This is a genomic window from Mycolicibacterium sarraceniae, from assembly GCF_010731875.1.
GTDB lineage: Bacteria > Actinomycetota > Actinomycetes > Mycobacteriales > Mycobacteriaceae > Mycobacterium > Mycobacterium sarraceniae.
This window is the reverse complement of sequence record NZ_AP022595.1, coordinates 1,091,259-1,112,204: the sequence shown is the minus strand read 5'-3', so window position 1 is coordinate 1,112,204 and position 20,946 is coordinate 1,091,259. Positions and strand designations below refer to the sequence as shown.

The 20,946-nt window shown below is 67.1% G+C and carries 20 protein-coding genes and 1 tRNA gene; 13 read left to right on the top strand and 8 right to left on the bottom strand.

Annotated elements, in window-relative coordinates; translation table 11 throughout:
* Positions 1 to 240: 240 nt before the first annotated feature.
* A complete protein-coding gene (locus G6N13_RS05810) occupies positions 241 to 1,098 on the bottom strand; it encodes an HAD-IB family hydrolase (RefSeq protein WP_163695188.1) in 858 nt (285 codons plus the stop codon).
* A 434-nt stretch (positions 1,099 to 1,532) separates the two neighbouring features.
* Between G6N13_RS05810 and ssd the strand changes: the two genes are divergently transcribed.
* The 7 genes from ssd to G6N13_RS05775 are packed head-to-tail and all read left to right on the top strand — an operon-like array spanning position 1,533 to position 5,981.
* Positions 1,533 to 2,600, top strand: coding sequence for a septum site-determining protein Ssd (gene ssd, locus G6N13_RS05805; protein WP_163695187.1), 1,068 nt, complete (start codon positions 1,533 to 1,535; stop codon positions 2,598 to 2,600).
* Positions 2,597 to 3,760, top strand: coding sequence for a TadA family conjugal transfer-associated ATPase (locus G6N13_RS05800; protein ID WP_163695186.1), 1,164 nt, complete (start codon positions 2,597 to 2,599; stop codon positions 3,758 to 3,760). The genes ssd and G6N13_RS05800 overlap by 4 nt, the downstream gene beginning before the upstream one ends.
* The gene (locus G6N13_RS05795) at positions 3,757 to 4,536 is read left to right on the top strand and encodes a type II secretion system F family protein (protein ID WP_163695185.1); all 780 of its coding nucleotides are present in this window, start codon (positions 3,757 to 3,759) and stop codon (positions 4,534 to 4,536) included. The genes G6N13_RS05800 and G6N13_RS05795 overlap by 4 nt, the downstream gene beginning before the upstream one ends.
* A complete protein-coding gene (locus G6N13_RS05790; protein WP_163695184.1) occupies positions 4,533 to 5,105 on the top strand; it encodes a type II secretion system F family protein in 573 nt (190 codons plus the stop codon). The genes G6N13_RS05795 and G6N13_RS05790 overlap by 4 nt, the downstream gene beginning before the upstream one ends.
* A gap of 27 nt (positions 5,106 to 5,132) precedes the next feature.
* Entirely contained in the window at positions 5,133 to 5,324 is a 192-nt protein-coding gene (locus tag G6N13_RS05785) for a DUF4244 domain-containing protein (RefSeq protein WP_163695183.1), read from the top strand.
* 35 nt (positions 5,325 to 5,359) lie between these two features.
* Positions 5,360 to 5,650: a TadE family type IV pilus minor pilin gene (locus G6N13_RS05780; RefSeq protein WP_179965138.1), complete on the top strand. Its 291-nt coding sequence runs from the start codon at positions 5,360 to 5,362 to the stop codon at positions 5,648 to 5,650.
* A gap of 22 nt (positions 5,651 to 5,672) precedes the next feature.
* A complete protein-coding gene (locus G6N13_RS05775; RefSeq protein ID WP_235677944.1) occupies positions 5,673 to 5,981 on the top strand; it encodes an Rv3654c family TadE-like protein in 309 nt (102 codons plus the stop codon).
* Here G6N13_RS05775 and G6N13_RS05770 read toward each other — a convergent pair.
* Both G6N13_RS05770 and G6N13_RS05765 read right to left on the bottom strand, forming a co-directional pair.
* Positions 5,978 to 6,985: a PAS domain-containing protein gene (locus tag G6N13_RS05770; RefSeq protein ID WP_163695180.1), complete on the bottom strand. Its 1,008-nt coding sequence runs from the start codon at positions 6,983 to 6,985 to the stop codon at positions 5,978 to 5,980. The two genes, G6N13_RS05775 and G6N13_RS05770, sit on opposite strands and share 4 nt — an antisense overlap.
* A 229-nt stretch (positions 6,986 to 7,214) precedes the next feature.
* Entirely contained in the window at positions 7,215 to 9,542 is a 2,328-nt protein-coding gene (locus G6N13_RS05765; RefSeq protein WP_163695179.1) for a DNA 3'-5' helicase SftH, read from the bottom strand.
* Between the two features lie 290 nt (positions 9,543 to 9,832).
* On the opposite strand from G6N13_RS05765, the gene G6N13_RS05760 reads away from it, so the two are divergent.
* From G6N13_RS05760 to topA, 3 genes are all read left to right on the top strand, one after another.
* On the top strand, positions 9,833 to 10,036 hold the full coding sequence (locus G6N13_RS05760) for a cold-shock protein (protein ID WP_005138711.1): 204 nt from the start codon (positions 9,833 to 9,835) through the stop codon (positions 10,034 to 10,036).
* 159 nt (positions 10,037 to 10,195) lie between these two features.
* Positions 10,196 to 10,774, top strand: coding sequence for a hypothetical protein (locus tag G6N13_RS05755; protein ID WP_163695178.1), 579 nt, complete (start codon positions 10,196 to 10,198; stop codon positions 10,772 to 10,774).
* 112 nt (positions 10,775 to 10,886) lie between these two features.
* Entirely contained in the window at positions 10,887 to 13,685 is a 2,799-nt protein-coding gene (gene topA, locus G6N13_RS05750) for a type I DNA topoisomerase (protein WP_163695177.1), read from the top strand.
* 1 nt (position 13,686) lies between these two features.
* On the opposite strand, the gene G6N13_RS05745 is transcribed toward topA, so the two are convergent.
* Entirely contained in the window at positions 13,687 to 15,285 is a 1,599-nt protein-coding gene (locus tag G6N13_RS05745; RefSeq protein WP_163695176.1) for an adenylate/guanylate cyclase domain-containing protein, read from the bottom strand.
* A 94-nt stretch (positions 15,286 to 15,379) separates the two neighbouring features.
* On the opposite strand from G6N13_RS05745, the gene G6N13_RS05740 reads away from it, so the two are divergent.
* Positions 15,380 to 16,594, top strand: coding sequence for a DNA polymerase III subunit delta' (locus tag G6N13_RS05740; protein ID WP_163695175.1), 1,215 nt, complete (start codon positions 15,380 to 15,382; stop codon positions 16,592 to 16,594).
* Between the two features lie 26 nt (positions 16,595 to 16,620).
* Positions 16,621 to 16,693 (top strand) — tRNA-Thr (locus tag G6N13_RS05735).
* Here G6N13_RS05735 and G6N13_RS05730 read toward each other — a convergent pair.
* Both G6N13_RS05730 and G6N13_RS05725 read right to left on the bottom strand, forming a co-directional pair.
* Positions 16,667 to 17,062 (bottom strand): carboxymuconolactone decarboxylase family protein, encoded by a 396-nt coding sequence (locus G6N13_RS05730; RefSeq protein WP_163695174.1) that lies wholly within the window; start codon positions 17,060 to 17,062, stop codon positions 16,667 to 16,669. The two genes, G6N13_RS05735 and G6N13_RS05730, sit on opposite strands and share 27 nt — an antisense overlap.
* A gap of 75 nt (positions 17,063 to 17,137) precedes the next feature.
* Positions 17,138 to 18,934: a hypothetical protein gene (locus G6N13_RS05725; protein WP_163695173.1), complete on the bottom strand. Its 1,797-nt coding sequence runs from the start codon at positions 18,932 to 18,934 to the stop codon at positions 17,138 to 17,140.
* Positions 18,935 to 18,971: 37 nt separating this feature from the next.
* Between G6N13_RS05725 and G6N13_RS05720 the strand changes: the two genes are divergently transcribed.
* The gene (locus tag G6N13_RS05720; RefSeq protein ID WP_163695172.1) at positions 18,972 to 19,913 is read left to right on the top strand and encodes an NAD-dependent epimerase/dehydratase family protein; all 942 of its coding nucleotides are present in this window, start codon (positions 18,972 to 18,974) and stop codon (positions 19,911 to 19,913) included.
* On the opposite strand, the gene G6N13_RS05715 is transcribed toward G6N13_RS05720, so the two are convergent.
* A complete protein-coding gene (locus tag G6N13_RS05715; protein WP_163695171.1) occupies positions 19,910 to 20,248 on the bottom strand; it encodes a DUF2304 domain-containing protein in 339 nt (112 codons plus the stop codon). The genes G6N13_RS05720 and G6N13_RS05715 overlap by 4 nt on opposite strands.
* A complete protein-coding gene (locus tag G6N13_RS05710; protein WP_163701760.1) occupies positions 20,245 to 20,946 on the bottom strand; it encodes a polyprenyl-phospho-N-acetylgalactosaminyl synthase PpgS in 702 nt (233 codons plus the stop codon). Before G6N13_RS05710 ends, G6N13_RS05715 begins: the two co-directional genes overlap by 4 nt.

Here is a 20,946-nt window from a genome sequence, read left to right as displayed (position 1 = left end):
ACATCCCCACCCAAGGGGACGTTATGTCTGTTCGCTTTTCGCAATTACGCAGGCCCGCAACACTTCTGCTATTATCGCGGCATGCTCCGCGTGGGTGCCGGGAACCGTGCTGGAACGCTTGAGTCGGGAGATAGTGCCTTCTCTTCCGACGCTATCTTGGCCTTCCCAGACGTCCGTGCCTCCTTTGTACTCCGTGACCCCCATCACAGCAAGGGGTAGCAAGGCAACGGTTTGGTCGCGTTAGAAAGACAACCGCCGCAACACCGAATACGTCAACGCTCCGGCGGCCAACGCGCTGACACCCAACGCCGCGGTGGTGGCCACGGCAGCCCCTGACGGCGCTGGAATGCGGTCTCGCAGAGGCACCGGCCGCAGGAACGTCAGAACCGGCCAGTCCTGGGCCGTGGCCTCCTTGCGTAACGCGCGGTCGGGATTGACGACGGCCGGGTGACCGACCGCGTGCAACATCGAGAGGTCGGTGATGGAGTCGGAGTAGGCGTAGCAGTGTTCGAGCGAGTAGCCCTCCAACGCGGCGAGTTCGCGGATGGCCGCACCCTTGGCCTCGCCGTAGCAATAGAAAGCAACCTCGCCGGTGTACTTCCCGTTCTCGGTGACCATCCGGGTGCCCATCGCGTGGGTGGCACCCAATGCACGGGCGATCGGGGCGACGATCTCTTCCCCCGATGCGGACACGATCACCACGTCACGACCACAGAGTCGATGGTCGGCGATCAGTTCGGCAGCTTCGGCGAAGACCAAGGGGTCGACGATGTCGTGCAGCGTCTCGGTGACGATTGCTCTGACCTGTTCGGCGTCCCAGCCGGCGCACATCGCGGTGACATAGGACCGCATCCGGTCCATCTGATCGTGGTCGGCACCGGACATCAGGAAGAGGAACTGGGCGTAGCTGGACTTCAGCACGGCCCGTCGATTGAGCAGCCCTTGATTGAAGAAGGGTTTGCTGAAAGCGAGCGTGCTTGACTTGGCAATGACGGTCTTGTCCAGATCGAAAAAGGCAGCGGTGCGAGACGGGCTGCCGGCCACCGGCCCGAGTCGAGGATCGATTAGCTGGTCTGCGTCCGAGACGGGGTCGGTCACGTCACTCAGGATAGGCCGGTATGACTCAGGTCCGAGGCCGGGCCCAAAGTGGCAGGCCAAGCCACGTGTCGCACCCTGCATTTTCTCAGCGAATACATGGTTTCGAAGTGGTGGCAACACTTGCGCGACTCCACATCGCCGTGTGTATAGTAGGGCATATTCGGCTTATGCCGAGTGTGTATCAGCCCGACCCCCCGGGGCTGATACACGACGACCCTCGCCTCCTCCCCCCTGGCGAGGGTCGTCTCTTTTCTCCAGTAAAAATCTGTAGATCCCGGCAAACTCAAGAAACCTTGCCGGGATCACTTTGTGGCTACCCGTTTCCTCCGCCGCGCCACCCATCGGGTGACGCCTGTCATCCCCAGATCCGCGTTCATCCCCAATCGCGCCCCGGCTCTCTGGCGCGCTGTGCTCGGACATCCGACGCTGCATGAGTGAGCACCAATCCGGACGTCGTCGTGATCCTCCTCGCCGAACCCGAACTCCGTGAGCAGGCTGACCGGGTCGCCGCCGCCGCTGGACTGCGACCAGTGGCGGCCTCCGCACCTCTCACCCGTAAGGCGTGGTCGGCCGCGGTCGCGATCCTGCTCGACGAAGAAACGGCCCGGCAGTGCGAACACGACGGCCTGCCCCGGCGCGACGGGGTGATTCTGATCGCATCGACCGAGCCGGAGGGGCCGACGTGGGCGGCCGCGATGGCCGTTGGCGCGCAGCACGTTTGTGCACTTCCGGCCCAGGACGGCGATCTGGTTCGGCATCTCGTCGATGCTGCCGAGACAGCGCGGGAGGCGCCGCGTGCCGGCCGGGTGATCGCCGTGACCGGCGGTCGTGGCGGCGCGGGCGCGTCGACCTTCGCTACCGCGCTCGCCCAGGTTGCGTCGGCATCGCTGCTCGTCGACCTCGACCCCTGGGGTGGCGGGATCGATCTGCTCCTGGGCAGTGAATTGGTGCCGGGCCTGCGCTGGCCCGACCTGAGCCTGCGCGGGGGTCGGCTGGCCTGGGCTGCGGTCCGCGACGCACTACCCAACCATCACGGAGTGAGCGTGCTGTCGGGCGCGCGGCACGGCTACGAGGTGGATGCCGGGGCGGCCGACGCGGTGGTCGACGCGGGCCGAAGGGGAGGAATGCTCGTGATCTGCGATCTGCCGCGGAGAATGACTTCGGCTGTTGCCGGCACCCTCGACCGCGCAGACCTGGTCGTCGTGATCACCACCTGCGATGTGCGGGGTGTCGCGGCCGCCTCCACGGTGGCGCCGGTGCTGTGTGAAATCAACCCGAACGTCGGCCTGGTGGTTCGTGGGCCGACTCCGGGTGGACTGCGGGCGGTCGAGGCGGCCCAGGTCGCGGGGCTGCCACTGTTGGCGGCGATGCGTCCTGAACCCAGGCTCGCCGAACGCCTGGAGCGCGGTGGTCTACGCCTACGGCGGCGGTCCCCGCTAGGCACAGCCGCCCGTGCGGTCCTCGAGGTATTGCCGGTCGGCACCCAGGTGCGGGCGGCATGAGCGCTTCACTGGTCGAGCGGGTCCGCGAGCGGTTGGCCACCGAGTCGTCGTCGTTGCGGCCCGCGGCCGTTGCCGCCGCGATCCGGGCCGAGTCCGGAGGAGTGCTCGGGGACACCGAGGTGCTGTCCAATCTGCGGATGCTGCAGACCGAGCTGACCGGTGCCGGCCTGTTGGAGCCGTTGCTGCGTGCACCGGGAACGACAGATGTCCTGGTCACCGCCCCTCACGCGGTATGGGTCGACGACGGTCAGGGGCTGCGGACCACGACGGTGCGATTCGCCGACGAAGCCGCGGTCCGCCGGCTGGCTCAACGCCTGGCGGTCGCCGCGGGCCGGCGACTGGATGACGCTCAGCCGTGGGTGGACGGACAACTGAGCGGGTTGGGCACCGGCGAGTTCTCGGTCCGCTTGCATGCCGTGCTGCCGCCGGTCGCCGCAGCCGGAACCTGTCTGTCGCTGCGGGTGCTGCGGCCGGCCACCCAGGACCTCGCCGCCCTGATCGAGGCCGGCGCGATCGGGCCCGAAGCCGCAGAGCTGCTCACCGGCATCATTGAGGCGCGGCTGGCGTTCCTTATCTCTGGCGGCACCGGCGCCGGCAAGACCACGCTGCTGGCGGCGGCGCTCGGCGCGGTCTCATCCTCGGAGCGGATCGTGTGCGTGGAAGACGCTCCCGAACTCGCGCCGCCGCATCCACATCTCGTGCGGTTGGTAGCCCGCGCTGCCAACGTGGAAGGGGCCGGTGAAGTCACCGTGCGGCAGTTGGTCCGCCAGGCCCTGCGAATGCGGCCGGACCGGATTGTCGTGGGCGAGGTACGCGGAGCCGAGGTCGTCGATCTGCTGACCGCGCTGAATACCGGCCACGACGGCGGGGCCGGGACAGTGCATGCCAACAGCCCCGCCGAGGTGCCGGCACGGCTGGAGGCGCTCGCTGCCCTCGGCGGGCTCGACCGCGCCGCGCTGCACAGCCAACTGGCGGCCGCGGTTCAGGTCGTGGTCCATGTGGGCCGTGGCCGTAACGGGTCGCGCCGACTGCTTGAGGTCGCGGTGCTGTGTCGAGCGGACACCGGTGCGGTGCATGCGGTGACCGCCTGGCATGCCGACCGCGGTTGGCAGCGCGGTCACGAGCAATTGGCAACGCTGATCGAAACGCGACGGTCATGACCGGCATACCGGTGGCGGCCGTGCTCTTGGCGATCGCCGTACTGGCCGCACCCCCGCCGCCGCGCTGGCGGTTGGGTTTGGCGACGCCACGGATCGGGGTGCGGGGCCCTGCGCTGATCGCCGGCGCCGTTGTCATCGTGGCGGTGCTGCCGCCTACCGTCCTGCTCGCCTCGGCAGTGCTGGGGGCCACGCTGCTCGCTCGCGGCCGTCGGCGCCGTCGGGATCAAGACCGTGCCCGAGCGGGCCAGACGTTGGCGGGCGCGATGGAGACTTTGGTCGGCGAGTTGAGGGTCGGAGCACATCCGGTGCGCGCTTTCGCCATTGCCGCCCGTGAGTCTGACGGCACGATCGGTAGCGCATTACGGGCGGTTGCCGCTCGAGCCGGACTGGGTGCCGACGTCGGAGCGGGGCTGCGGGCGGTTGCCGGCGCGACATCGGTTCCCGCGCAGTGGGATCGGCTCGCGGTGTGTTGGCAGTTGGCCGCCGACCACGGTCTGGCGATGGCCGCGCTGATCCGTGCTGCCCAACGAGACATCATCGAACGGCAACGGTTCACAGCCCGGGTCGAGGCCGGGCTGGCCGGCGCGCGAGCCACCGCAGCGATCCTGGCGGGCTTACCGCTACTCGGTGTTCTGCTGGGGGAGTTGATCGGTGCGCATCCTGTCCGGTTTCTGGTCGGTGGCGGGGTCGGCGGCGGGCTGCTCATCGCAGGCACTGTCCTGGTCTGCGCGGGCCTGGCGTGGGCTGACCGCATTACCGATCGGCTTCTGATATGAGTTCTGCCGCAATACTATTGGCCGCCGCGATACTGCTAGCACCGGGTCCGGTTGCGGTGCGCCGCCTGGTCGGAGTGGAGCCGGTTCGCGCCGTGCAGGTTCGGCATCGGCGCACCGCTGATCCACTGGCCACCGCGTCCGCACTCGATGTTTTCGCGGTGTGCCTGGCCGCCGGGATGTCGGTGGCCGCGGCTGCCACGGCGACGGCACCGTCAGCCCCGAAACTGCTGGGCGCGGTGTTGCGCCGGGCCGCCGACCTGCTGGCGTTGGGGGCAGACCCGGACACCGCCTGGTCTCGTCCGGCAGAAGCGGCCGACGGTGGCGAGGCGCTGGCCCGCCTCGCGCGCAGGTCGGCCTCATCGGGCAGTGCGCTGGCGCAGGGAGTGGCCGAACTGGCCGAGCAGTCCCGCCAGGATGCCGGCCACGCTGCCTCGGCGGCTGCCGAGCGGGCATCGGTGCTGATCGCCGGGCCGCTGGGGCTGTGCTTCCTGCCCGCATTCATCTGCCTGGGCATTGTGCCAGTGGTCGCCGGCTTGGCCGGGGACGTGTTCTCGTCGGGAATTCTGTGATAGAGAGGAAAAGTATTGTTCGCCAACATGATTCGACAGTTGAAGGCTCGAATCGCGATAGCGGTGGTCGACGACGCAGGGATGTCCACCGTCGAGTACGCGATCGGCACGATCGCCGCCGCAGCGTTCGGCGCCATCCTGTACAGCGTGGTCACCGGCGACTCGATCGTCGGCGCCCTGACCAACATCATCAACCGCGCGCTCAACACGAACGTCTAAGCGGTGACGCCGGTTTCGCCACAGTCGAGGCTGCGCTGGCCATCGCCACGCTGGTGGTGGTGCTCGTCGTCTGCGCAGGCGGCCTCACTGCGGTGGCGATGCAGGTGCGCTGCATCGACGCGGCGCGGGAAGCGGCGCGCCTGGCGGCCCGCGGCGATGAGACCGGTGCGGGCGCCGCGGCCCGGGGGGTCGGGCCCGCCGGGGCGACGCTGCAGCTGCGCCGCGATGGGGAGTTCGTCGTCGCGACTGTCAGCGGCTACTCCCGGCTGCTGCCTGGCGTCACCATCAGGGCCGACGCCATCGCGGCCGCCGAACCCGGTCGGTGACGACACCGGTGCCGCGACGGTATTGGCCGCGATCCTGATCGCCGCGCTGGTCGCCATCGCGCTGGCCGGGGTGCAGATCGGCAGTGCCGTCGTGGCGCGCCATCGGGCGCAGGCCGGTGCGGACATGGCTGCGCTCGCCGCGGCGATGTGGCTCCCGCGCGGTGCCGACAGCGCGTGCCGGCAGGCAGCCGTGGTGAGCGGGGCCATGGGCGCGACGCTGCGCGGCTGCGATATCGACGAACTCGACGTCATGGTGGCCGTCGACGTTGCGACCGGCCGGCTGCTCGGCGGCCGCGCCCACGCCACCGCGCGGGCCGGGCCCGTCTCCTAGGCGTTCGGCAGCTTGGCCTCTGCTAGTTCGGTATCGGTGGGTAATCGCAGGCTGATCAAGCCAGCGAAGCTGCCGTTGTCGACCTCCAGGCGGTTGACGGTGACATGCATCGGCACCCACCCACTGCCGACGCCGGGCAGCCGTAGGATCCGGCTGGTGCTGCCGGTCTCGAACTCCTCAGCCATCGGGATCAGCTGATCGCGGTCGTCGGGATGGAACTGGATGCTGTGACGCCAGTCGTAATGCGGGCAGGGGTCGTCCAGCCACTTAAGCAGATGCCAGTTGCTGAGGTCCACGAGTGCGCGGTGCACACCGGTCTGCGAGAGGCCGTCGAGAATCCGTTGCGCCACCTGGTCAGCAGGCAGGGCGTCCTCGTCCACATCGCAGCGTAGGTTCATCGCGCGGGCGATCAGATGCTCGGCACCGTCCTCGACTTCCTCAATCGCTGTCCGTGCCACGAATCCGGTCCGAACTATGTTGCCGTTGTCGGTGAAAGTCCAAGTGGTGCAATATGTCCGGCCCGGGTCCTCGTCCTTGGCCAAGGACAACACGTTGGCCTCGTCACTGTTGAAACTACGGTCAGGAAGGTGCTCGGCGAAGGCGATATCGTGAGTCGAGGCCTGAGTGGGGTCCCGGCCCGCGTTGACCAGCGATTCGACGGTGTCGGTGGCGATACCAACGGTGATGTCCCACTTCAACGGCCCGGGTATCGGCCGTTGCGGCGGCTGCGCGCCGGCAGCTCCGATCCACATATGCACACCGTGCATCCGGCCGTCGGGCATCTGCACCGGTTCGGTCCGGATCACTCGATCGCTTTTCGGGGTGATGCTGGCCAGGCTGTTGCCGGTCGCCACGGTTTCGGCAATAGCGGTTTGGATCGCCGCCAGGTATGGGCTGCGGCGTAAGTAGATCGCCAGCGGGACCAGGTTCTTCATCTGCCGACCCTGGGCTACCACGACGGGTTCGGAACCGAGTGTCTCCACGAGCAGCCAATCGTGGGTCATGCTCTGAAGTTTAACGGTGTCACCTGCCGGTTACCTTAGGATGCCCACCTCGGTATTGCGCAGGTGAGAACGGGAAATTCGATCCGGCAAACCGCTGGGGTGTCGATTTCCTTGCGCCAGCCGTGGCGGTTGGGTATTTGCGTCACGCCTCTAGTAGGGCGGGGCACCTGCCGGCGGGAGTGTTCGATCAGGGGAGTTGACCGTTCGAGGGGTCCGGTCGGCACAACGATCAGGCATCCGCGCCGGCGAGCTGCGCCAGGACGAGTTTGAGGACTCGGACCGCGCCAGCCTTGTCCAGGGGGTCGTTGCCGTTGCCGCACTTGGGCGACTGCACGCATGACGGGCAGCCCTGCGGGCATTCGCACGCGTCGATCGCGGCTGCGGTGGCACCCAGCCAGGTGCTAGCCAGCCGGTAGCCGCGTTCGGCGAAACCGGCCCCTCCAGGGTGTCCGTCGTAGACGAAGACGGTGGGCAATCCGTCAGCGCCGTCAGCGGTGGACAGGCCACCGATATCGCCCCGGTCGCAACTGGCCACCAGCGGCAACAAGCCGATCGCGGCGTGCTCGGCCGCATGCAACGATCCGGGTAATCGTAGCGGGTCAATTCCGATGTCCAACAATGCTTCCGGGGTGATCGTGTACATCACCGCGGTGGTCGGCAGACAGTGCTCGGGCATATCGAGCTCGACGAAATCGATGACTTCCCCGGACAATCGGCGGCGCAAGTAGCCGATCACCCGGTGCGTCACCGACACCGGGGCCAGGCTCAGCGTCACTGCGTCGTAGGGCACGCGCTCGCCGGTTCCGGTAATCGCGATATCGGTGATCTCCCGCGCAAAGGTGGTGTAACCGGGGTCCTCGGCGTGCACGAACGCCACCCCGTCTGCGAAGCTCAATGAGTCGACGACATAGCTCTCACCCTGGTGCAGATAAACCGCACCGGGGTGAACGGTAGCCGGGGCCTGCCCCGCCCCGGTGCTGCCCAGCATCCGGCCGGTTCCGGCCTCGACGATCGCGATCTGGCCGCCGGCCGAGCCCCGGATATCCACCGCCGGATGCGGATCCAGCCCCGCGGCGGGGAAGTACTTGCCGCCGCGGCGGCGCAGCAACCCGTCATCGACCAATTCGGTTGCCACCGGCTCGGCCTCCCATCGGCGCACCTCCGCCTCGTCCAGTGGCAGCTCGGTTGCCGCGCAGAGCAGTTGCGGTCCCAGAACGTACGGATTGGCCGGATCGATGACGACGCGCTCGACTGGTTTGTCGAGAAGCGCATCGGGATGGTGAACCAGGTAGGTGTCCAGCGGGTCGTCACGGGCGACGAGGACCACCAGCGCCCCCTGACCGCGCCGGCCGGAGCGACCCGCCTGCTGCCAGAACGATGCCACCGTCCCCGGGAACCCCGCCAGCAGCACCGCATCCAACCCCGCGATGTCGATCCCCAATTCGAGCGCGTTCGTCGTCGCCACCCCGCGTAGTCGTCCGTCGGACAGCGCGCGTTCCAGCTCGCGCCGATCCTCGGCGAGATAGCCCGCCCGGTAGGAGGCGACCGTGTTCTGCAGGTGCGGCGCGATGTCCTCGAGGCGGGCCCGTGCGGCCATCGCCGTGAGCTCCGCGCCCCGCCGGGACCGCACGAAAGTCAACGTCCGTGCACCTTCAGCAACCAAATCGGCCATCATGCGCGCGGCTTCGGAACCCGCCGAATGTCGCACCGGCGCGCCGTTCTCGCCCAGCAGGTCGGTGCGCAATTCGGGTTCCCACAGCGCCACGGTTCGTGCACCGTGCGGCGACCCGTCCTCGGTCACCGCCCCCACGGTGTGACCGATCAATTCCGCGGCGGTCTCGCCGGGCGCGGCGGTGGTGGCGCTGGCGAAGATGACGGTGGGCCCAGGTGCCGATGCCGGCGCATAGCGTTCACACAGCCGGAGCAGCCTGCGCAGCACCATCGCCACGTTGGAGCCGAAAATTCCACGGTAGTAATGGCATTCGTCGATCACGATATAGCGCAGCCCGCGCAGGAACACGGCCCAGCGGGCGTGGTCGCGCAGCAGCGACAAGTGGATCATGTCGGGGTTGGAGAACAGCCACCGCGAGCGTTCGCGAGCGAACCGGCGGACCTCGGCCGGTGTGTCACCGTCGTAGGAAGTCGGCGCGACATCGGCTAGTGCAGCCACTGTCGCGGTCAATGAATGGGCGGTGCGCAATTGGTCATGGCCGAGCGCTTTCGTGGGAGACAGATAAAGCGCCCTGGCGCGTGGATCGCGTGCCAGCACATCCATGATCGGCAATTGGAAGGCCAGTGACTTTCCCGATGCAGTGCCGGTGCTTATCACGACATGACGTCCAGAGTGCGCGAGGTCGGCGGCGCGGACCTGATGTGACCACGGGCGAGCGATTCCGTGATCATGGAACGCGCGGAGCACGGCTGGATCAGCCCAGGCAGGCCAGTCCGCGCCCTGGGCTTCGCGGGCCGGCAGCTCGGCGACGTGGCGCAGCGCCTCAGGCGACGATTCGGCACCGGCGATGGCCGCGTTAAGCAGCTCGCTGCCGAAACTCACCATTTCACATCAACCCTTTCGAAAAAATGTCTACAGCCCTGTATCGAATTGTTCATCAGTTAGTAGCACCGAGACTGTCGCAAGAGCCTCGGACGTGATTGGATAAGTGCGGTCGCAGCTTCTGTGTTCGTGTGTCAGCACTCGCAGGATCGACGTTGCGATCGCGGTTCCTGCGAGGGTCTGTAGGTCGGGTGAGTTCCGACGACTCCACGAAGGATGGCGGTCGGAACGGGCCCGGTCTGCCGAAAACTCGGTCGGCCGCTCCCGGTTGGAAGAGAAGGAAAGTACGAAAGATGCCACAGGGAACTGTGAAGTGGTTCAACGCCGAGAAGGGTTTCGGGTTCATCGCACCCGAGGACGGCTCTGCCGACGTGTTCGTCCACTACACGGAAATTCAGGGGTCGGGCTTCCGCACCCTTGAGGAGAATCAACGGGTCGAGTTCGAGGTCGGTCAGAGCCCCAAGGGACCGCAAGCCACAGGCGTGCGCGCAGTCTAATCAACAACGACATCGCGAAACACCCCCGAGCGTCCGGGTGACGGGCATCGGGGGTGCTTTCGTTAGGGGGTGTCCCGCGGGAGATTTTCTTCTGGGGAACTCGCCACGCCCGTTGAGAGCTGGGCGGCCGCTACCCGCCGACTGCCTTACTGTCGAATAGTGAGCCAGCTGTCCTTCTTCTCGGCGGAGTCGGTGCCCCCTGCGGTCGCCGACCTCACCGGGTTGCTTGCGGCAGCCGGACAGGTCGTGATGGTCGGCGGCGGGGCACGCCTGTCGGTGGTGGTCGACGAGCGCTGGCGGGCGCAAGCCCTTGCCGACATGATCACCGACGCCGGGCTGGAAGCCGACATCACCCGCACCGATGAGGACAACCCCCTGGTGCGCACTGCCGTCGACGTGCGCTTGGTGGGGATCGCCACCGACTGGACCAGGGGAGCGGTCAAGACGGTGCCGCCCCAATGGCTGCCGGGAGCCCGCGAGCTGCGGGCCTGGACGCTGGCCGCAGGCGTCCCGGACGCCGACCGATATCTGCTCGGATTGGATCCGCACGCACCCGATACCCATTCGCCGCTAGCATCGGCATTGATGCGGGTGGGAATCGCACCGACTCTTATTGGCACGCGGGGCGCTCGTCCGGCCCTCAGAATTAGTGGTCGTCGGCGGCTATCACGCCTGGTAGAAACCGTGGGGGAGCCGCCTGATCTGATCGAGGCGTTGTCGGCGTGGCCCCGAATCTGAGAGATTGCGCTGCAGGGGTCGGTTTGCGTTGACCGGTCCAGAGTGCGAAATTGTCAGTTGCCCGCGGGTCGGGGGTGCCTGCGGGCAAGACAGAAGTGGAGCGTAAGCGCAGTTGGCTGACGACGGAAACCGCGGAAGCGGCGGGGATGCCCGAAGTAGTGATGGCAACGTCCGGCGGCTCGTCATCGTCGAGTCGCCCACCAAGGCGCGCAAAATCGCCGGGTACCTCGGCGCCAATTACATCGTGGAGTCGTCCCGCGGCCACATTCGTGACCTGCCGCGCAACGCCGCCGACGTGCCGGCCAAGTACAAATCCGAGTCGTGGGCGCGCCTCGGCGTCAATGTCGAGGACAACTTCGAACCGCTCTACATCATCAGCCCCGACAAGAAGAGCACTGTCACCGAGCTGAAGGGTCTGCTGAAGGACGTCGACGAGCTCTACCTGGCCACAGACGGTGACCGCGAAGGTGAGGCCATCGCCTGGCACCTGCTGGAGACGCTCAAGCCTCGCGTCCCGGTCAAGCGCATGGTCTTCCACGAGATCACCGAACCGGCCATCCGCGCGGCTGCCGAAAATCCTCGCGACCTGGACAACGATCTGGTCGATGCGCAGGAGACCCGACGCATCCTCGACCGGTTGTATGGCTACGAGGTCAGCCCCGTTTTGTGGAAGAAAGTCGCCCCGAAGCTGTCGGCCGGCCGGGTGCAGTCGGTGGCCACCCGGATCATCGTCCAGCGCGAACGCGACCGGATGGCCTTCCGCAGCGCCTCCTACTGGGACGTGATCGCCGAGCTCGACGCGAGCGTCTCGGACCCCAATGCCGCCCCGCCGCGCTTCACCGCCCGGCTGGTCAACGTCGACAACAAGCGGGTGGCGACCGGCCGCGACTTCGACTCGCTGGGCATTCTGCGTAAGCCCGACGAGGTCGTGGTGCTCGATGAGGCTGCGGCGGTCTCGCTGGCCACCGGTTTGCGGGCCGCTAGCCTCGCCGTGGCCTCGGTTGAGGAGAAGCCCTATACCCGTAAGCCGTATCCGCCGTTCATGACCTCCACGTTGCAGCAGGAGGCCGGCCGCAAGCTGCGGTTCTCCGCCGAACGCACGATGAGCATCGCGCAGCGGCTGTATGAGAACGGCTACATCACCTATATGCGCACCGACTCGACGACGCTGTCGCAGTCGGCCATTGATGCCGCGCGTAATCAGGCTCGGCAGCTCTACGGCGACGAGTACGTGCATCCCTCGCCGCGGCAGTACACCCGCAAGGTCAAGAACGCGCAGGAGGCGCACGAGGCGATCCGGCCTGCCGGTGACACCTTCGCCACCCCCGGTGCGCTGCACCGCGAACTCGACACCGACGAGTTCCGGCTTTACGAGCTGATCTGGCAACGCACCGTGGCCTCGCAGATGGCCGATGCTCGCGGGACGACGCTGAGCCTGCGCATCAACGGCACATCCACCGATGGCCGCGAGGTGGTTTTCGCCGCCAGCGGCCGCACCATAACCTTCTCCGGCTTCCTGAAGGCCTACGTCGAGACCGTCGATGAGCAGGCCGGCGGTGAGGCCGACGACGCCGAGAGCCGGCTGCCGCAGCTGCGTCAGGGCCAGCGCGTGGATGCCACCCGGCTCAACGCCGACGGGCACACCACCAATCCGCCGGCTCGCTACACCGAGGCGTCGCTGATCAAAGCGCTCGAAGAACTCGGAATCGGCCGTCCCTCAACGTATTCCTCGATCATCAAGACGATCCAGGACCGCGGTTACGTTCACAAGAAGGGCAGCGCGCTGGTGCCGTCCTGGGTGGCGTTCGCGGTCACTGGTCTTCTCGAGCAGCACTTCGGCCGCCTGGTGGACTACGACTTCACCGCCGCGATGGAGGACGAGCTTGACGAGATCGCTTCCGGACAGGAACGGCGCACCAACTGGCTGTCCAACTTCTACTTCGGCGGCGAGCACGGCGTTGCGGATTCGATCGCTCGGGCCGGCGGCCTGAAGAAGTTGGTCGGCGTCAATCTCGAGGGCATCGACGCTCGAGAAGTCAACTCCATCAAGCTCTTTGACGACGAAGAGGGCCGCGCAATCGTGGTTCGCGTCGGCAAGAACGGTCCGTACCTGGAGCGGATGATCCTCGGCGAGGATGGGGAGCCCAAACCGCAGCGGGCCAACCTCAACGATGAGATCACCCCCGACGAGCTGACCCTCGAATTGGCCGAAACCCTTTTTGCGACACCACAAGAGGGCCGCGTGCTTGGCGTCGATCCGGAGTCCGGGCACGAGATCGTGGCCAGGGACGGGCGCTACGGGCCCTATGTCACCGAGGTGCTGCCCCCGCCGCCCGACGACGACCCCGGCGTCACTGCCAAGAAGGGTAAGAAGCCGACCGGCCCGAAGCCACGTACCGGCTCGCTGCTGCGGTCGATGGATCTGCAGACCGTCACGCTCGAGGATGCCCTCAAACTGATCTCGCTCCCGCGCGTTGTCGGCGTGGACCCGGCCAACAACGAGGAGATCACCGCGCAGAATGGCCGCTACGGTCCGTACCTCAAGCGCGGCACCGACTCTCGCTCACTGGCCACCGAGAACCAGATCTTCGATATCACCCTCGAAGAGGCGCTGAAGATTTACGCCGAGCCCAAACGTCGTGGGCGCCAGGGTGCTGCCACGCCGCCGCTGCGTGAACTGGGTGTCGACGCGGCATCGGGCCAGCCGATGGTGATCAAGGACGGCCGGTTCGGTCCGTATGTCACCGACGGCGAGACCAACGCCAGCCTGCGTAAGGGCGACGATGTCCTGAGCATCACCGACGAGCGAGCGTCCGAGCTGCTCGCCGACCGGCGCGCTCGGGGCCCGGTCAAGAAGAAGGCTCCCGCCAAGAAGGCGGCGCGCAAGAAGGCACCCGCCAAAAAGGCCTGAGCTAGACGCTTTCGCTCTCGCTGAACTGGCTGGCTTCGCTGGGCAGCACCAGGTTCATCGGGCGGGCCAGCTGTGTGGGTGCGCGGCGGCCGCGCAGTTCGACGATCTCCCCGACGTTCCAGCACAACGCCTCGGCGTCCAGTGCCCCGCTGACTGCGATCGCCGACGCCAGCACGTGGCCGCCCTCGATCTTGGCCAACTCGGTCAGCCGGGCGGCTTCGTTGACCGGGTCGCCGATCACGGTGTACTCGAATCGGGCCTGGGCGCCGATATGCCCGGCGATCGCGCGCCCGGCCGACACTCCGATCCCGAATTCTGTTTGGCCCAGGACACTGACCAGTTCGTCGTGCAGTTCCCGGGAGGCGGCCAGCGCCGCACCGGAGGCGTCAGGGTGCTCGATCGGCGCCCCGAAGATGCATAGCGCCGCATCACCCTGGAACTTGTTGACGAAGCCGCCGTGTTTCTTGACGGTCTCGACCACCACCCGGAAGAACTCGTTGAGCATGCTCACGACCTCGCTCGGCGGTCGCGACGCGGCCAGCTGGGTCGATCCGACCAGGTCGACGAACAGCACCGCGACATCGCGTTCCTGGCCGCCGAGTTCGGTGCCGCGTTCCAGAGCGCGGCGGGCGACATCCTCGCCGACGTAGCGGCCGAACAGGTCGCGCAGCCGCTGCCGCTCGCTGAGGTCTCGCACCATGTCGTTGAAGCCGGCCTGCAGCAGTCCCAGCTCGCTGGCGTCGTAGATCTGCATGTGGGCGTTGTAGTTACCGCGCTGCACCTCCCCGAGCGCCCAGCGCAGCTGGCGCAGCGGGTCGGCGATCGACATGGCCGCCAGCACGTTTCCGGTGAGTCCGACCACCAGTGCCGCGACGGCCATCAGCAGGATCGGCGTGAAGAGTGCGTCCGTGGAGGCGTAGAGCAGCGAGAACTTGCTGGCCACGATCGACAGCACGATCGCCAGCAGCGGCACCCCGGTGGACAGCAGCCAGGTCAGCACCAGCCGTTGGATGACGCCGGGGCGGTGGAACTTCTCCGGTACGCCGCCGCGCAGCGCGGCGACCGCGACCGGTCGCAGCACCCGCTCGGATTGCAGGTAGCCGATGATCGTGGTGGCCGTGGCGCCGAGCAGCGTCGACACCGCGAGCACGGGTGCGGTGTGGCTGGCCACCGGCCAGCTGGCTGCGATGAACACCACCGCCCCCAGCACCCAGTTGGTCATGCTGATCACCGACCGGTAGACGGGCATCCGCAGCGCCCGCAACCGGGCTTGTTCGGTACCGGCTGGGTCGTCTGCGGCCAACAACGCGTCGCGGCGTTGCCAGCGGAATACCGGAACGAGCAGCTTGAGGTTGACGAACGCGCCGACAGCGAACGAGATGAACAGATAGCTCAGGAAGATAACCAGATTCAGCGTCGGCAGATCCTGCAGCATGACCCGATCGGACGGCGGCAGACCGAACCGCAGGAAGCCCAGCACCAGCAGGGCGCCGATGATGTCTGCCTGCAACATGCCCAGGGTGAACACCGGCCACGGGGTGCGCGCAACCCACCGCACGAATCCATTGATTCGCCCCGGGCTGAGCTGCGCGGTGGTCACTAGCCCACCGTATCGGTACAGGGCGACCGATCTGCATCTTCTCAGGCCCGGTGGACAGCGGTTGTGTCGTTGCTGAGCACTAGTGTTTGAGGCGATGTCTGGAGTTTTCACACGGCTGGTGGGCCAAAGCGCGGTGGAAGCGGAGCTCGTGGGCGCTGCCCGGGCGGCCCGCGGTGATTCCGCTCACGATGTGGCGGCAACCGGGACCATGACACATGCCTGGTTGATCACCGGACCGCCCGGGTCTGGGCGCTCGGTGGCAGCCCAGTGTTTTGCGGCCGCCCTGCAGTGCAGCGCGGAGGGCACACCGGGGTGTGGGCAGTGCCGGGCCTGTTCGACGACGATGGCGGGCACCCACGGTGACGTGCGGCGCATCGTCCCCGAGGGGCTCTCTATCGGCGTCGACGAGATGCGCACTATCGTCCAGATCGCCTCGCGTCGGCCCAGCACCGGCCGATGGCAGATTGTGGTCGTCGAGGATGCCGATCGACTGACCGAAGGCGCGGCCAACGCGCTGCTCAAGGTGGTGGAGGAGCCGCCGCCATCGACGGTCTTCTTGCTGTGTGCGCCGTCGGTGGATCCCGAAGACATCGCCATCACCCTGCGGTCGCGGTGCCGACATGTGGCATTGGTGACACCGCCGACAACGGCGATCGCGCAGGTGCTGGTCGATAACGACGGGCTGTCTGCCGAGATCGCGCAGTGGGCGGCCTCAGTCAGCGGCGGTCACGTCGGACGGGCCCGGCGGCTGGCCACCGATCCGGATGCCCGGGATCGGCGTACCCGGGCGTTAGGGCTGGCGCGTGATGCCGCGACCCCGTCGCGGGCGTATGCGGCCGCAGAGGAGCTGGTGGCCACCGCCGAGGCTGAGGCGAAAGCGCTCAATGTCGGCCGGGACGAGGTCGAGTCGGACGAGCTGCGTACCGCGCTGGGGGCGGGCGGCACCGGAAAAGGCACGGCGGGTGCTCTGCGCGGTGCCACCGGGGCGATCAGGGACCTCGAGAAGCGCCAGAAATCCCGCCAGACCCGGGCCTCGCGCGACGCTCTGGACCGCGCGCTGATCGACCTGGCGACGTACTTCCGGGATGCGCTCTTGGTGGCCAACGGCGCCGGCGCCGTGGTGCCGAATCATCCGGATATGGCCGAGAAGGTGGCGGCGTTGGCCGCGCATGCGGCCCCGGACCGACTGCTGCGCTGTATCGAGGCGGTGCTCGAGTGCCGCGAGGCGCTGGCGACCAACGTCAAGCCCAAATTCGCCGTCGATGCGCTGGTGGCGACTGTGGGTCAGGCACTGCGTTCGGACCTGTAGACTCACTGCGGCTCTCAAGGGCCACCGCCGCCCTAGCTCAGTCGGTAGAGCATCTCACTCGTAATGAGAAGGTCAGGGGTTCGATTCCCCTGGGCGGCTCTCTTTCGTCTTGCCGAGTTCCTCGGCGGCGATATTGCGAGCGGTGGCGGCCGCCGGGAAGCCGGCGTAGCCGCTGGAGTGGTAGATGACCTCGGCGATCTCATCCTCGGTCAGCCCGTTCTGCCTGGCGATCCGGAAGTGCGCCTTCATCTCGTCGCCGGCCCGCAGCGCAATCAAGATGCCGAGTGTCACCAGGCTCCGATCGCGGCGGCTGAGCCCGTCGCGGGTCCACAGCTTGCCGAAAACGCTCTCGACGCCGATGTCCATCAGCTCAGGGGCGAAGCCGCCGAATTCAACGTCGCCGTCGGGCAGTGTCCCGGGCAGCATCTCCCGGAAAACGCGCAAACCATCCTCACGTAAGTTAGACATGCAAACTACTTTGGCACACTGCGGGACGGCGAGCGTGACGGCAGGGTGAAAAACAGCCTATGCACCGCCGTGGCGTCACTGTCGCGGTGCCAGATATCCGACTGGCCCGGAGGCCAGGCACAACGACAGCGCCGCGGTGGTGGCCCGCACCGTGATCGCGTCGCCCGCCCCAGGCAGCCGGACGAAGACGCGGTTCAGCCCGGGGTGCACCGGCACCTTCGTTTCGGGTCCCTCGTTCAGCGACATCTGCATCGAGCCCTCGCTGTTGGCCAGATAGTTGATTTCCGCCGTCCAGTCCGCCGGCAGCAGCGGCCCGTCCAGTGGCATCCGCACGTCGGCGTCCGGTTGAACCAGATAGCCGCAACCCGGCACCGGGCCTATCACGATGGTGCGGGTCCAGGTGACGTTGGCGTCCACCAGGTGACCGCTGGCGTTGAGCATGCGCAATTGTGTTGTGTACTGGGCGAACTCGGGCCGGTCCCGGATCAGGGCGAACATATGGCTGGCCAGATTCTCCGGGTGGGCGACCCGCTGCAGCACCAGTGGGTCGACCTCCTGGTCCAGTAGCGGTGCCGCCGATGACGAACGAGCCTGCGCCAGAGAGCGAATCGCGTTCTGCAGGTAGGGCTGCGCGGGGTTGTCCCGCCAGCTGGTCAGAAACGTCGACGTCGAGTACAGGCTGCTGGCCGTGAACGCCACCGCCGCGCCTGTGACCGCCGCGGTCCGGGTAGGCGAAGCGTTCAACCAACCTGCACTAGCGCGGTTGGGTGCACAGAATCCCACCGCGGCAAGCAATGTCAGCACGATCACCAGATCCGGAAAGTACCGCAGGGTCTGGGCCAGCTCGAGCGCGGTGAACTTCGATGAGCGCAGCAGATAGATCGGGATCTGGCAGGCCAGCGCATATCCCGCGGCCACCAGCCAGACCAGCCCAAGGCGCTGCTTGCGCAACAGTGACACCGCCAAGACGGTGGCCAAGGCCAGCCAGCCCAGAATCATCACCGAAGCCGGTGGCACCCCCCAGGGTGACGCCGGCGCCCAGCGCTGCCATTCCCACGGGCCGCCTGCCAACCCCGGCACGATCCCGTAGGTAACCGAGCGGCGCAACAGATCCCATGTCATCGCCAGATCCGAGCTCCACCGCCGATGGTCGACAACGATCAGATACAGCGCCACCCACGCGGCCGTCACCGCGAGTGCAGGCGCCCACAACTGCACACCTCGGCGCCAGACCGTGCCGACGGCAGTGTTGTCGCCCCGAACGTGGCGCAGCAGTGCCACCACTGCGAACGCGACGAACGGTATGACCGCGGATTTCTCGAAGAACAGCAGCCCGCCCAGATACACCAGCACCCCGCTGACTGCGTAGCGCCGATTGCCGGTGCGTACCAACATGACTGCGTCAGCGCACACCCAGGCCATCGCGGCCAGCATCGGCAGCGAGTTCAGAGCGGCTGCCCACCAAGCGAATCCGGGCACGCCCAGCGGGGTGAACAGGGCAAAGCAGAGCGGAATCACCAGTACCGGCCGCCAGCCGAGGATCACGTACAGGGCTCGCAGTACTGACAGCGATACCAACAGCTGCAGGACCACCAGGCTGACGGCGGGCCAGGCCCAGACCAGCGGGGCCAGCCGGGTGATGATGCCTGCCACCAGAAACGCCCCGGGCATGACGTGCCCGTCATGGTCGTGGAACAGATACGACGGCGACAACAGATTCTGGGTCCCGGCCCGCCCCACCAGGATCAGGTCATCCCAGTAGAAGTAGCCGCCGAATGCCAGGGCCGCGCGGACCACCAGCTGGATTGCGATGAGGAGGCCGGCCGCCACCGCGACCGGTGGCATGCGCGCCACCCGGGTCGGAGCTGCCATCGGCTCGACTGTACGTGCCGACGGTAGGGTGGCAGCCATGCAGGTAATGGTCACGGGGGCGGCCGGCTTCATCGGCTCGACGCTGGTTGATCGCTTGCTCGCCGACGGTCATACCGTGATCGGGCTCGACGATCTGAGCCGGGGCCGCACCGAGAACCTGGCCGGAGCCCACACCAACGACGGCTTCGAGTTCGTCGAGGCCGATATCGCCAGCGCCGATCTGATCGGCCTGCTCGGCAAGCACAAACCCGAAGTCGTCCATCACCTGGCCGCGCAGATCGACGTGCGCCGATCGGTGGAAGAACCCGAGTTCGACGCCGAGATAAACATCATCGGCACGGTCCGGCTGGCCGAGGCGGCCCGGCGGGCCGGCGTCCGCAAGATCGTGCACACCTCCTCGGGCGGGTCGATCTACGGCGTGCCCAAGGACTATCCGACCAACGAGACCGCCCCGGTCGATCCCGCCTCGCCCTATGCGGCCAGCAAGGTCGCCGGGGAGATCTACCTCAACACCTTCCGCCACCTCTACGACTTGGACTGCTCGTTCATCGCACCGTCCAACGTCTACGGCCCGCGCCAAGACCCGCACGGCGAGGCCGGGGTGGTCGCGATCTTCGCCAACGCGATGCTGGCCGGCCGGCCCACCAAGGTCTACGGCGACGGGTCGAACACCCGCGATTACGTCTTCGTCGACGATGTCGTGGACGTCTTCGTCCGGGCCACCGGCGCGGGCGGCCGTGGCCAGCGGTTCAACGTCGGCACCGGGGTGGAGACCAGCGACCGGGAGTTGCACGCCGTGGTCGCCAAGGTGGTCGGAGCGCCCGACGAACCGGAGAACGCCCCGGCGCGCCTCGGTGATGTGAAGCGGTCCTGCCTTGATGTCCGCAAGGCCGAGATGGTGCTGGGCTGGCGTCCGAAGGTGCGTCTTGAAGAGGGCATTAACCGCACCGTCGACTACTTCCGCACGCGCCCGGCTTAGCTCTCCGGAACCCGGGCACCCTCCAACGCCACGGCGCGCGCCAGCCGGGCGTACTTCAGTTCGAGTTCCTTGAACCGCAGATAGGTGCTCATCGTGGTGAACACGAACGCGATGATCAGCGTATAGGTGATGAGGTCGGCGCCGCGTCGCACGCCGAGCCAATTGGCCAGCACGGTGGTGTCATCGGGCCGCAGGATGGCGTAGATCGCGAGGATCACGAACAGCACGTAGCCGACCTTGACCCACGCCTTGGCCTTGGCGTTGGTGCGCGAACGCAGCAAGTACACCAGCAGTGCGACGACCGCCACGATCAGCAGCAGCTGGATCCAGTTCATCGGCGCATCCTTCCTCGCAGGAACCCATCGAAGACGATGTTCACCCCGTTCAGCAGCGGCTGGCCCTTGGACATCGAGTACTCGGTGTAGAGGATCTCGACGGGCTCTTCGGCCACCCGCCAATGGTTTTCGACGATCAGCGTGATGAATTCGGTCGCGTGGCTCATCCCGTTCATCGTCAGGCTGAGGTTGTCGGCCACCGTCTTGTTGAACACCCGCAGCCCGTTATGGGCGTCGGTCAGGTGCAGTCGTTGACTGCTCGGGCTCAGCATGGCCGCGGTACGCAGGATCAACCGCTTCAGCGGCGGGGTGTGGCTCACGGTGCTACGGGCGAAGCGGGTGCCGATGACGATGTCGACATCGCCCTTAGCCAGCCGCTCGATCATGATGAGCACATCCTTGACGCGGTGCTGTCCGTCGGCGTCGAACGTGACGAACACCTCGGCGCCGGGTTGGGCCCGGGCGTATTCGACACCGGTCTGGATGGCCGCGCCCTGCCCGAGATTCACCGGATGGCGCACCACGTGGGCGCCGGCGCGCAGCGCGATATCGGCGGTGTCGTCGCGGCTGCCGTCGTCGACGCACACCACGTGGTCGAAAACTTGGCGCAGGTCGGCGATGACGTCGGCGATGACCTGCGCCTCGTTGAACGCTGGCACGATGATCCAGGCGTCTGGGTAGGGCGTGTCGATGTCCAC